Source organism: Pseudoalteromonas sp. HM-SA03 (assembly GCF_002289345.1).
Taxonomy (GTDB): Bacteria; Pseudomonadota; Gammaproteobacteria; order Enterobacterales; family Alteromonadaceae; genus Pseudoalteromonas.
This window is the reverse complement of record NZ_NSDG01000029.1, coordinates 26706-39084: the sequence shown is the minus strand read 5'-3', so window position 1 is coordinate 39084 and position 12379 is coordinate 26706. Positions and strand designations below refer to the sequence as shown.

Below are 12379 nucleotides of genomic sequence, written 5' to 3'. Positions count from 1 at the left end.
ATGCAGGATTTGAACCTGCGACCCCTTGGACCCAAACCAAGTGCGCTACCAAGCTGCGCTAATCGCCGACTGTGACCTTGGAGAACTAATAACCTTTTTATCGGTGAGTCCTCGTTGGCAACGGGGTGCATAATAGTGATTTGCCCGAAGTAGGTCAAATATTTTTTTTAGTTTTTGTTTCAACTGCCTAATTTTGCCACAATTTGTTGATAAAACAGCTGACTTAAACAATTTTTGAACTGTTCTTGTAGAACAGATCATGAAAACCTTTGCTTTTACGCAATGCAAACTTGGCGGACTGGCTGTTTTTTGAGAAAATAGCGGGCAAATGTCCTCCTTTGTAGTAACTAAAGGGACATATAAATAGAGCGACCCCATTTTTCATCTTTATTAAGCAATCATTTCATCAATACATGAAAGTGCTTGTATAGAAGAATTTAAAGGCTCTATCATCGTTCAAGTTTTTTAATCCTTAATATAGGTCAATCATGACGGCAAACATCATTGATGGCAAAGCTATCGCGAAACAAGTTCGTTCTACTGTTGCACAACGAGTTCAAGGCAGACTAGCGCAAGGCCTAAGAGCGCCAGGCTTGGCTGTGGTATTAGTAGGCCAGGATCCTGCGAGCCAAGTTTATGTTGGTTCAAAGCGTAAAGCCTGTGAAGAAGTCGGATTTGTTTCTAAATCTTTCGACTTACCAGGTGACACAAGCGAAGAGCAATTACTTGCGCTTGTTGATGAGCTTAATGCAGATCCTGACGTTGATGGGATCTTAGTACAATTGCCGCTACCTGAAGGCCTAGACGCAGAAAAAGTGTTAGAGCGTATTGATCCTCATAAAGACGTCGACGGCTTTCACCCATATAACGTAGGTCGTCTTGCCCAAAGAATGCCTGCACTGAGACCTTGTACGCCAAAAGGGATCATCACCTTACTCGACTCTACCGGTGTTCGTTATAAAGGCATGCATGCTGTTGTGGTTGGTGCTTCAAACATCGTTGGTCGCCCTATGTCACTAGAGCTGCTACTTGCTGGTTGTACTACAACCGTTTGCCATAAATTTACGCAAGACCTCGAAACCCATGTGCGTCGTGCCGATCTACTGGTTGTGGCGGTCGGTAAACCTGAGTTTATTCCAGGTGACTGGGTTAAGGAAGGCGCGATTGTTATTGATGTAGGCATTAATCGCTTAGAATCAGGCAAACTGGTAGGTGACGTGCAATACGATATCGCAGAACAAAACGCGAGCTTTATTACCCCAGTGCCAGGTGGTGTGGGCCCAATGACCGTCGCAAGCTTAATCGAAAATACGCTAGAAGCGTGTGAAAAATATCACAGCTAAACGCTGTTAGTTTATAGCTGTAATAAAAGCCTCAGTTGAGGCTTTTATTATTTTAAGCCTCACTAACTCATTAGCGTGTCCTTGTTCGCTTTGTTTTCTTCCTGAGTTACCGCTTCTCTCATCGCTTCTTGTAAGGCAGCCATCCGCTCTTCTAATTCTTCAGGTGAAATCTTCCCCTCAGCCGCAAGCTTTTCAAGTTCTGCCATCTTCTCTTTTAACTCGTCTATTTTCTCTTTATTTGCCCCTAAGCGGCTAAACATTACCGCTTCTCTCATTTTTTCTAGAAATGACTGATTACGCTCCACCACTTCATATTTATATGGCTCGTCGGCTTTATTATCCAGCACAGGGGATGATTGGGTTGCGATGTTAGCAGCCGCGACATAGTCTTTCTCCTGCGCAGCGGTATTAGCTGGTTTAGTTTGGGCAAGGCTTTGCTGCTCCGAAACGGACTCAGTGGTGCGAATTGCGGAGTGGGTTTGATAAGTGATCATGATTGCTCTCCTTGATTTGTCCAAGAAAAGCAATCACTGTGCCAAAATTAGCTTACTTGCTAATGGTTATATATGACCTGGAATTGGCTTGTGCGGCAAATTTACGTCTTGGTTTTGACCTCGGTGACGTAATAAGTGATCCATGAGCGTAATAGCCAACATGGCTTCCGCTATTGGAATGGCACGAATACCAACACAAGGATCATGGCGACCTTTCGTCACAACTTCTTGCGGTTGGTTGTGGGTATCTATGCTCTGCCCCGGTACCGAGATACTTGATGTCGGTTTTAGCGCAATTGATGCGATAATATCTTGCCCTGTAGAAATACCCGCTAAAACGCCGCCTGCATGATTAGAAGTAAATCCCTGTGGCGTTAGCTCATCTCTATGCTCAGAGCCCTTTTGCTCAACCACATCAAAGCCATCACCAATCTCTACACCTTTTACAGCATTAATGCTCATCAAGGAGTGCGCTATCTCAGCATCCAGACGGTCAAACACTGGCTCACCTAAACCAACAGGCACATTTTTCGCCACGACTTTTACCTTCGCGCCGACTGAATCACCTTCTTTTTTCAGCGTACGCATATATTCATCTAGCGCTTCTAGCTTAGCTTCATCGGGAAAGAAAAATGGATTGTTTTCAACCGCTGCCCAATCATAGTGCTGGGCTTTAATCGGGCCTAATTGAGAAAGACAGGCATTGATTTCGATGCCGTGGACTTGCTTGAGATATTTTTTCGCGATTGCACCTGCTGCAACTCGAATGGCAGTTTCACGTGCCGACGACCTACCACCACCGCGATAATCTCTATGCCCGTATTTGTGCCAATAGGTATAGTCGCCATGACCCGGACGGAACAAGTCTTTGATGTTTGAGTAATCTTTTGAACGTTGATCGGTATTTTCAATCAACAATCCAATGCTCGTACCTGTGGTCTTGCCTTCAAACACACCCGAGAGAATTTTTATCTCATCGCCCTCTCGGCGCTGCGTTGTATAGCGGCTTTGGCCTGGTTTGCGTCTATCTAAATCGATTTGTAAATCAGCTTCAGTGATCTCAAGCCCTGGTGGTACACCATCCACCACGCCACCAAGCGCGGTGCCATGGCTTTCACCAAAGGTCGACACCTTAAATAATTGGCCAATGCTATTGCCTGCCATCGTTTTTCCTCATTCCTAAATAGACGATAGAGAGCATTGGCTCCCTATCAGTTTTTAAAGTATTCAAATAGTTGTTGTTTGGATACGACAAAGACCCCTAAACCACCATGCTCAAAGTCTAACCAAGTAAATGGCGCTTCAGGAAATTGCTGCTCCATATGTACCATAGAATTGCCAACTTCGACAAATAACAAACCATCATCATTTAGATGATCGGCCGCTTCTGCCAGTAGTGTGCGGGTCACATCAAGGCCATCTTCTCCTGACGCCAAGCCAAGCTCTGGCTCATGATGGAACTCCACTGGCAGATCTGACATATCTTCTGCATCAACATAAGGAGGGTTTGCTACGATTAAATCGTACTTTTGACCCGGTACACCACTAAATACATCAGACTGGATAGCAAAGACTCTGTCTTGCATCATATGCTGATTGATATTGTGATCAGCCACTTCTAAGGCTTCAAAAGAAATATCTACTGCGTCTACTTGTGCGCGCTCAAATGCTTTGGCCAATGCAATCGCAATACAACCAGAACCCGTACACATATCTAAAATACGCGTTACTTTATTCGGTGCAGCTACCCAGGGGGCAAAATGTTTTGCGATTAACTCTGCAAATGGTGAGCGTGGTACTAATACGCGCTCATCAACATAAAACGGCATACCAGCAAACCAAGCTTGATTGGTTAAGTAGGCGACGGGAATACGCTGCTCGATACGTGCTTTGATAAACTCCATCAGATGCGCTTTTTCACTTTGTGTCATACGCGCATGCATGATTTCTTTGGGGGCATCAATTGGCATATGCAACACCGGAAGCACTAAACTGACCGCTTCGTCCCAAGGATTATCCGTACCATGACCAAAAAATACCTCGTTACTCACAAACTGGCTCGCTGTCCAGCGTACCCAGTCCTGAATGGTATGTAAGTCTTGAAAGGCTTCAACGGCCATTTCTTCGGTAATAAGTGGTTGCGACATTTCCGTCATGATGACTCTCTAAAGATCAAACTATATGGCGCTATTGTAGCGGTTTTTAAGCTAGGTTTTTATGCTTTTTTTATTTAAAATGCCATCATGAACAGAGAATCTAACACTAATGCTGACCTAAATGACGACTTCGCGATGTTTCGTGAGTCTTTGAATGGTGTAAAACCCCTCAAACAAGATCAGGTGCAGCTCAAACAAAAGAAAAAAATTCAGAGCATTGAGCTGAAGCAACAGGTCAAGCAGCAGCAATCTGAGTTTTACTTTTCTGACGAATATATTCCAGATATTGATACGTCGGGAACCATCAACTTCGTAAAGCCTGGAGCTGATCGCTATTTAGCAAAGCAGCTAAGGCGTGGTGACTACGCGCCCGAACTCATCTTAGATTTACACGGGCTAAATAAAGAAACGGTAAAACAAGAACTGGCAGCATTAATTCATGCTTGTAAGAAGCAGCATATTGCTTGTGCGTGCGTGGTGCATGGAATTGGTGAGCGTGTGCTTAAACATAAAGTACCGCAGTATCTTGTCCAGCATCCAGATATACTGGCGATGCACCAAGCACCTTTAGAATATGGCGGTAAAGGGGCTGTATTAATCTTGGTTGATTTACCTGATGACCCTAGCTTTGGCCGTTAATTCGGCCCAAATATTATTTTTATCCTTTCTTGCTTCGCTTAATCCAGCCTTAATAAATTTAACTAAATCTTAGCCATTTCACCCATCATACACTGGTCAAATTCACCACCCATTAATTCCCCTGCGCAAAATAAAAATTAAAGTGCATAAAAATCAATAAGATAAAAATTAAATTCATTTTGGCACAACCTTTGTAATAGTTATTGCGACTAACAAATTACAAGGAAACTTATTATGACTACTTTAGCGAAAATCACCATGACAACTTTATTGTTTACAGCAAGCATGACAACAACAGCTGCAGAAATTGATGCTTCATTACTTCAAGAAGTAAAAACCAAAGTAACGCAAGCTATCACTGAGTCAATCAAAGCGAATCTAGAAGAAATAAAAATTGAGACCAAACAGTCTTTAGAGAAAGCGTTTCAAACAACCAATAACAACGAGCAAGAAAAAAAGGAAGAGACTAATGATTAATGAGCTCGAATTTCTGAGTTTGCTCGCAACTCCCGTGATCAGTTTATTTGCCGCCTACCTGAGCATTCAACTGATAAAATCACTGGGTCAGTTTATCAACTTTAACTAGCATGGCACTTGCTAAAGTAGGCAAGGTAGCCGAGTAGTCAAAGTTTTACCCTGAAAAAGCTATTGAGGTATCAGTAGCCATTAAAAAACCCGCCAATTGGCGGGTTTCTTTTTTGATATCAGCGAGATATCACAAAGTCGACACTAAATTATAGTGCGCCTTCGTTTTCAGATAGGAACTTAGCAACACCTTCAGGGCTTGCATCCATACCTGCTTTACCTTCAGTCCAACCAGCTGGACATACTTCACCGTGCTCTTCGTGGAATGCTAGTGCATCAACCATGCGAAGCATTTCGTCGATGTTACGGCCTAGTGGTAGGTCGTTAACTACTTGGTGACGTACATTACCTTCAGCATCGATTAGGAAAGAACCACGGAAAGCAACACCAGCTTCTGGGTGCTCAACGTCGTATGCTTGACAGATTTCGTGCTTAACATCAGCGATTAGATCGTATTTAACTTGACCGATACCGCCTTCGTTTACTGGAGTGTTACGCCATGCGTTGTGTGAGAATTGAGAATCGATAGAAACACCGATCACTTCAACACCACGCTTTTGGAACTCTTCGTAACGCTTGTCGAACGCGATTAGCTCTGAAGGACAAACAAACGTGAAGTCTAGTGGGTAAAAGAAAACAACCGCTTTTTTACCTTTAATACGCTCGTGCAGGTTGTAGCTATCTACGATCTCACCGTTACCTAGTACTGCTGCTGCTGTAAAGTCTGGTGCCTTGCGGCCTACTAATACACCCATTTTTATCTCCAATAGTTAGGTTTATTTCCAATCTTATTTGGTATCTCGTGTCGAGACCAAAATATCTTGTTCATAATATTGTGGCGTGCTTATGAAAAAACAACCCTAGCAAAATTCATAACCAAAGTATCTTTGTCATTCTCACCGCCAAAAACTGCGCCTAGTGTATTTGGCAAGTGCCATAATTAACAATCGAATTTACCGATAGCACCAATCTATAAATTCGATGAGACAAAAATGCCCCCGCTCAAGATGCCATTCGGAGATCAAAAAAGGCTTCACGAAGAAGCCTTTTTAAGATGTCTATCACTCAGTGGACATTAGTCCATGATATTTTCGGGCATATCACCGCGGATCTGCTGCCAAATTTCACCCGATTGGTGACCATACTTACGCATCAATGAAATAGCACCATCGTGTTCTTGATTTTCTGCCAGTTTGGTTAAATCTGCATAGAACTGTCTCGCCAGTCCTCGTGTTCTTGAATCAGAAAAGTAATGGCAACCAATTTTTGAGTATAAGCCTCTGAAGCCATTTAAAATAAGCACATAAATTTTGTTTTGCCCAGCACCTGCCAGCTCATGGTGAACTTGGTAGTCATAATCGGCAAACGCTTCTGCGGTGTCTTCTAGCTCTTCATGCTTAGACAAAATATCGATAACACGCTGCGGATTGAATTTTATCGCCGCACGCGTATAGATAGCACTAATATTGGTACGCGCTGACAACAGCTGATCGGTCAGCTCCGGCATCTTATCTTCATCAAGACGCGCTAAGGTTTCTAAAATATTAAGCCCTGACGTTTCCCAAAAGTTATTTACTCGGGTTGGCTTACCATGTTGGATAGTCAACCAGCCATCACGAGCTAACCTTTGTAATACTTCGCGCAGTGTTGTTCTTGTTACACCAATGAGTTCAGAAAGCTCACGCTCAGCAGGTAGAATGGATCCCGGAGGGAATTCGCCGTTCCAAATTGACTCAACAATATATTCTTCAGCAAATCCAGCTGGGCTCTTGGCTTTGAAAATTCTCATCTCACACCACTTTATTATTACATCAATGCCTTGATTGGCAGGTTGTGCTTGTTAATCCACTGATTGTACCAGATGAAGCTCAACTAACAAGCTACAAATCGCCCTAGCTGAAAATAGCCATCTTCAATGCTGGTGAGACTGCGATGGGGTGTGAGATTTAGGACTCACTTAAGGCGATATAAACTTGGCCATAACGGACTCATATTCGGGATACACTGGGCTGCTAATTAATGTAAACAAATTGCTCCTCATCAGACCATCCAGCCTCTGCATTCATTTTGTATAACTCAAATGCTTCTCCTTAAAGTGCACACGGAACGACTGCGAAATAAACAGACAAAGCGGCATGTAATAATGTTATTGGACATCTTTTGCAATTTATTTTTGAGCGTTGCTTGCAAACAACAAAGCAGCTTAAGGAAACCAAAACTCACAGGCAACAAAATCGAACTCTGTTTTTAAAAGCCAATATCAAAGTCTGCCGAAACACAGACCCCCTATTCAAGGAATCACCAAAAAAATTCGCTCCCTACTTTTAAATCACATAGCGAATTTTATGTATGCGTAACCTAACGTTTTAGAGCTCGTTCTGTCTGCTTTCAAGCTTATTCAGCCATGCTTGTTTAAATTCGTGGTCTGATGTCAAAGCGAGATAAAGATCCGTGGCAAAAAAACTATCATTGTAGTCGGGTAACCAACCTGTGTTGAGCAGCTGCGTTAGCGCTTGTTTCGTTTCTGCTACGTCATTGTTAAGTGCAAACCAGTAAGGAGATAAAGCCGCATCTAGCTGATTTCCTTGATTAAGGTATTGTGCCAACAACTGTGTTACTCGCTTGAGCTTGCTTTGTTCACCTGTACGTTTCAGCATCAAGGCATAAGTAAGGTGTTGTCCTACATTGCCTGCCTCTGGCAATGTAAACGCCGCGATATCAGCAAAATGCTGTTCAAAAAGCGTTAGCGCAGGTTGTATTTTCTGCCGTGCAAGTAAAGCAAGAATATAAGGCATCACATAATGATTACCCTTTGAGTCGAGCTCGTATCGCTGTTTTAAGAGTTCTTCGGCCTTTTCGAAATCGCCTTGTCGCCATGCGATCCCAGATTCAACATAGAGTCTAAATGCTGTAGAAATTGAACCTAAATTTGCGGCTTGCTGATATTTTTCCTCAGCTTCTTCTGCGCGCCCTAAACTCAATAACACCAATATGTGGCTCAACTGCTGCGCGGGATATAATTTACTATGATGGATGTGATTGTTTTGATACCACAGCAAATATTGGCTTGCTCTATTATGGTTAAGCGGATAAAAGTCTAGCGCATAGAGCGGGTTGTTTTTGGTGTGAGGGGCAACGGCAACGCTACGATCAAAATATTTTCGAGCGAGTACTAACTCTCTAAAATTCAAATAGGCATAGGCTAATCCTCGGATAATAACCGCATCGTTTGGTGCTAACTGATACGCTTGTTTATGCGCAGCAATTGCATCGGGTATTTTGTGTTGGTCCCGAAGAAATCGACCATACCAATGCCATAGGCGAGCATGCTTGGTTGAGAGCTCAAATCCGCGCTTAAAATAATCCTGTGCTTGCTCAATTTCACTCTCCATCACCGCAAAGCGTGCAAGAGAGGTTATCACTTCAATATTTGTATCATCTAAGATCCGTGCCTTCTCTAACAATGGTCGACACAAAGCAAGCGATTCATACTCTGACACCGCGCCATATACGCTAAGCCCCATAAAGGCATTGCACAAGCCACTAAGTGCCTCGACATTATCACTTTGTTTAGATAACACTTGTTGATAAATCGTTTTCGCTCGCGCTAACTCTTCTACCGCTGTACTTTGGGATAGGTGTGTAGCAAGAGTGATCTCATCAAAATATGGGTTGTTTTGTGTCTTGTGCTTTTGATCAGTTTGAATATAAAAAGCAAAAAAAGCGATTAGAGCGAGCAACGTAATGGTGACACCAAGCAGCCAAATTCGCTTTTTGCTCACAGGCATCACGCCCGCTTTATGCTCTCTAAGCGCAATGTTTGGATGAATGCGGTAGCCTTGAGCTGATATTCTTTCTATGTATTCTTCGTATTGCGGATCTGTGTTTAAAATCTTTCTTAACTGCGCAACAGCTTGATAGACCGAATTGTCAGACACCACCTTCGGGTGCCAAACTAACTCGACGAGGTTTTCAATACTCAGAGGCTCAGGTTTCGCATCGACCAGCACCAACAGTAATTTCATCACTTTTGGGGTGACGGTATATTCACGGCCAGCCGGATACTCCACAATCTGGTTCAATCTAGGCACAACAAGCCAATTTCCCAAAAGCAAATTTTTCAACCCAAGAACACCTTATATTATTGATTATTATAGTTTTAATTAAATTAAGAAAAATTTCAGAGTTAATTTATATGAAAATTAAAACACAAAGTATCTCGCCAGTTATGCTCGAAGGCATCTAATACGACACTCACTGGTTTTCATTATGAAAAAACAAACATTAATATTTGCGGCCTGTTGCGCCCTGTCTTCTCATGCATTATTTGCAGCAGTGGACCTTCGTATCGACAATGCTACCATTTTAAATCCTATTGATAAGCACCAAGTCAATATCATTTCCAATCATTGGCTCACCATCCAAGACGGCAAAATTATACAAGTCTCTGACTCAAGTCAAAAACCGGATGCAGCAAAGGTTATTGATGCTCATGGTCAATACCTCATACCAGGGTTAACCGATAGCCATGTCCACCTAAAAACAATGCCGGGATTGCTTAACACTTCTCCTAGAGCTCGCCAAATGCAGGCAGCATTTTTACAACGGCAAGGCGCTAATTATCTTTACTATGGCGTCACGCAAGTTATTGACCCGTCAAACACTGCAATCGGCATGACCGAATTTACAGCAAATGGCCCCGCACCCGACGCCTACTTTTGTGGCGCAATGCCGGTTTACCAAGGGTATAATGCTGAAGGCCTTAGTTACTCAAAGCTACATCAACATAAACCCTACTTTGCTGCACAACACGGCGATCCTGCTTATGAGCTGACGCCATCTCAAGCACACGCTCACCAAGGAGCTCAGCCCTTGACGCGAATGAAATCTGACGGTGCAACTTGTGCCAAACTGTACTTTGAAGATGGCTTTGGAGAAAACAGTGCTATACCGCTTATTAACCAAGAAACTGCCAAACAGTTAGTCGAGTCCGCAAACTCACTGAAGTTACCCGTAATGGCACATGCGAATGCCGTTGATATGCAACAACTTGCTGTAGATGCCAATATCAACGTTATGGCGCATGGACTTTGGAACTGGTTAGCGCCAAATCCAGCCCCTAGCGATAGCAAACTGCCAACCAATGTAAAAGCTGTGCTGGATACCATCATCGAAAAAGACATCGCCTATCAAGCCACATTAAATGTGATGAATGCTCTGGCGAAAGTGACTGACAACACTTTCACCTTCTCGTCTGAATATCGTACCGTATTACCTCCGTCTCAAATTGCTTGGTATCAAAGTGAACCTGGTCGCTGGTTTTCTCGAGAAATGGGTCAAGGCTGGGGTGAAATAAGTAATCAACAAAAGGTGGCTAAACTTGAGCAAGTTTTCTCACAAGGGCAACGAGCACTAAATTATCTATATAAAAATGGCGCAACCTTGCTGCTTGGCTCAGATACGCCACCCGCACCAACTTATGTCTCGCAACCTGGCTTATCGACTTATCAAGAATTAACGATGATGGATCAAGCCGGAGTAGGCCTCGTTAGCTTGCTATCTGCTGCTACCATTAATAATGCGAAAGCATTTGCGATAGACAACCAGTACGGCAGTATCGCAGCTGGAAAAGTGGCAAATCTATTACTTTTAAATAGTAACCCTTTGCAGTCAGTCGCGGCTTATAACGATATCGAATATGTTATCTTACATGGCTCCGCCATTGAACGTGCTACTTTTCATATCGATGCCCTCGAGAAAAGTGAGTGAGTAAATACGCCAGAATAGAAATGCTGATAATGTCGGTCTCACCTCAATTGACTTAATCAAGTGTTCTATTCTGATATTTTCGAACTTCTACTGACAACAAGAGTCGAAAAATCGTCGCAAAGATAGCGCACACGGCGAAGTAAGGTTGCCCTAACGCAACCAGATAAAGCATAATAAAACAAAAAGGGTTTCTCTATAATGAAGATTTCATCTTTTCATCTCTCTAGGCAATCTTGGGGATTGCTAGCACTATCCGCAGCTATTTTTGAAGCCGTCGCACTGTATTTTCAATACGGTATGGGTTTAGAGCCCTGTATTATGTGCATCTATCAGCGTTTTGCTATGTTGGGGCTATTAGCCGCTGGTTTAATCGGTATGATTTCTCCTCGCTCTTTCACACTACGTAGTCTTGCATTTGTTTCGTGGGGTGTGGGCAGTATTTGGGGCTACTTTATCGCCCGTGAACATATCAGTATGCAAACCACAACGGATCCATTTGCTTTTACATGTGACTTTGTACCAAATTTTCCTGCGTTTATGCCGCTTCATGAATGGCTACCAAGCTTTTTTGCTGCAACGGGTGACTGTGGCAACATAGACTGGTCTTTTGCAGGACTATCTATGCCAGGATGGATGGAAATTATCTTTGCTTTTTATAGTATCGCATTTATTCTTTTCTTATTTTTCCACGTTACCAAAAGAAGTTGAGATATCAAATTCATGCATTTTAGGTTAAGCCAAATTGAGCAACTAAGAGCGTTTAAATTACGTGACAAGCAGATGATCTTACGTCTTGCACTTAGCCATCTCGATGCGAAAACAAAGGTCGTATTAAGAATAGCAAAGTTGCTATTGCTCACACCATTTTTTGCCTCATTAGTCGTCTTTGAAGGCTGGCTGTTATTACCTATCTTACTCGTAGCCGGATTAATTTATCCACTACTAACTACACCGGTGGAAATACAGTTTGGCAAGCCCAAATTGGCTCAAGCAATCGCCGAATTTAACGCCTCGAATAAGCTCTAACCTTCAATCTACCTGTGTGCGAGCAGCTGAGCTCGCACACAATAACACCGATTAGACTCTAATCTTTCCCTCCAACTTCGCCAATATGCCTTTCCCTATTCCTTTGACTTCCAGCAACTCCGTTGTGCTCTTAAAGCGTCCCATTTTCTTACGGTACTCAACAATGGCTTCCGCTTTACGAATACCAATCCCTGGTAAACTTGAAAGTGCTGAAACATCAGCGGAATTAATATCAAGTGTAACACTTTGCGGCTGTGTTTGAGAGACTGATTTAACTTGATCCGCAGGTTTTGCGAGCACACTTGAACAGCTTAAGCCTAGTGCTAATAAAATAGAAAGTACGGTGGGTTTATTGAACATATATACA

13 protein-coding genes are annotated in these 12379 nt (G+C 42.9%); 6 read left to right on the top strand and 7 right to left on the bottom strand.

The annotated features are described in order from the left end of the window. Window positions 1–488: 488 nt before the first annotated feature. Window positions 489–1343, top strand: a complete 855-nt coding sequence (gene folD / locus CKO50_RS05935; RefSeq protein ID WP_095727421.1) for a bifunctional methylenetetrahydrofolate dehydrogenase/methenyltetrahydrofolate cyclohydrolase FolD — start codon at window positions 489–491, stop codon at window positions 1341–1343. 62 nt (window positions 1344–1405) lie between these two features. Here the strand turns inward: folD and CKO50_RS05930 are convergent, their stop codons facing one another. The 3 genes from CKO50_RS05930 to prmB all read right to left on the bottom strand — a co-directional run bounded on the left by CKO50_RS05930 (window position 1406) and on the right by prmB (window position 3984). After that, complete coding sequence (locus tag CKO50_RS05930; RefSeq protein WP_095727420.1) at window positions 1406–1837, bottom strand: hypothetical protein; 432 nt, start codon at window positions 1835–1837, stop codon at window positions 1406–1408. A 66-nt stretch (window positions 1838–1903) separates the two neighbouring features. Beyond that, complete coding sequence (gene aroC / locus CKO50_RS05925; RefSeq protein ID WP_095727419.1) at window positions 1904–3001, bottom strand: chorismate synthase; 1098 nt, start codon at window positions 2999–3001, stop codon at window positions 1904–1906. A gap of 47 nt (window positions 3002–3048) precedes the next feature. Further along, window positions 3049–3984 (bottom strand): 50S ribosomal protein L3 N(5)-glutamine methyltransferase, encoded by a 936-nt coding sequence (prmB, locus tag CKO50_RS05920; RefSeq protein ID WP_141240125.1) that lies wholly within the window; start codon window positions 3982–3984, stop codon window positions 3049–3051. 96 nt (window positions 3985–4080) lie between these two features. Here prmB and smrB point away from each other — a divergent pair, with 96 nt between their 5' ends. Then, window positions 4081–4632: an endonuclease SmrB gene (smrB, locus tag CKO50_RS05915; RefSeq protein WP_095727417.1), complete on the top strand. Its 552-nt coding sequence runs from the start codon at window positions 4081–4083 to the stop codon at window positions 4630–4632. 234 nt (window positions 4633–4866) lie between these two features. After that, window positions 4867–5109, top strand: a complete 243-nt coding sequence (locus CKO50_RS05910; RefSeq protein WP_045990797.1) for a hypothetical protein — start codon at window positions 4867–4869, stop codon at window positions 5107–5109. A 257-nt stretch (window positions 5110–5366) separates the two neighbouring features. Here CKO50_RS05910 and CKO50_RS05905 read toward each other — a convergent pair whose 3' ends face one another. From CKO50_RS05905 to CKO50_RS05895, 3 genes are all read right to left on the bottom strand, one after another. Beyond that, on the bottom strand, window positions 5367–5972 hold the full coding sequence (locus CKO50_RS05905) for a peroxiredoxin (protein ID WP_010371125.1): 606 nt from the start codon (window positions 5970–5972) through the stop codon (window positions 5367–5369). Between the two features lie 320 nt (window positions 5973–6292). After that, window positions 6293–7006, bottom strand: coding sequence for a fatty acid metabolism transcriptional regulator FadR (gene fadR / locus CKO50_RS05900; protein WP_010371123.1), 714 nt, complete (start codon window positions 7004–7006; stop codon window positions 6293–6295). 577 nt (window positions 7007–7583) lie between these two features. Then, window positions 7584–9341, bottom strand: coding sequence for a winged helix-turn-helix domain-containing protein (locus tag CKO50_RS05895; protein WP_095727416.1), 1758 nt, complete (start codon window positions 9339–9341; stop codon window positions 7584–7586). A 145-nt stretch (window positions 9342–9486) separates the two neighbouring features. On the opposite strand from CKO50_RS05895, the gene CKO50_RS05890 reads away from it, so the two are divergent. The 3 genes from CKO50_RS05890 (at window position 9487) to CKO50_RS05880 (ending at window position 12012) form a co-directional block, all read left to right on the top strand. Further along, on the top strand, window positions 9487–10986 hold the full coding sequence (locus CKO50_RS05890) for an amidohydrolase family protein (protein WP_095727415.1): 1500 nt from the start codon (window positions 9487–9489) through the stop codon (window positions 10984–10986). 198 nt (window positions 10987–11184) lie between these two features. Continuing rightward, window positions 11185–11694 (top strand): disulfide bond formation protein DsbB, encoded by a 510-nt coding sequence (gene dsbB / locus CKO50_RS05885; protein ID WP_095727414.1) that lies wholly within the window; start codon window positions 11185–11187, stop codon window positions 11692–11694. A 12-nt stretch (window positions 11695–11706) separates the two neighbouring features. Continuing rightward, window positions 11707–12012 (top strand): hypothetical protein, encoded by a 306-nt coding sequence (locus CKO50_RS05880; protein WP_095727413.1) that lies wholly within the window; start codon window positions 11707–11709, stop codon window positions 12010–12012. A gap of 51 nt (window positions 12013–12063) precedes the next feature. Here CKO50_RS05880 and CKO50_RS05875 read toward each other — a convergent pair whose 3' ends face one another. Next, complete coding sequence (locus CKO50_RS05875; protein WP_095727412.1) at window positions 12064–12372, bottom strand: helix-hairpin-helix domain-containing protein; 309 nt, start codon at window positions 12370–12372, stop codon at window positions 12064–12066. Between the last annotated feature and the right edge of the window lie 7 nt (window positions 12373–12379).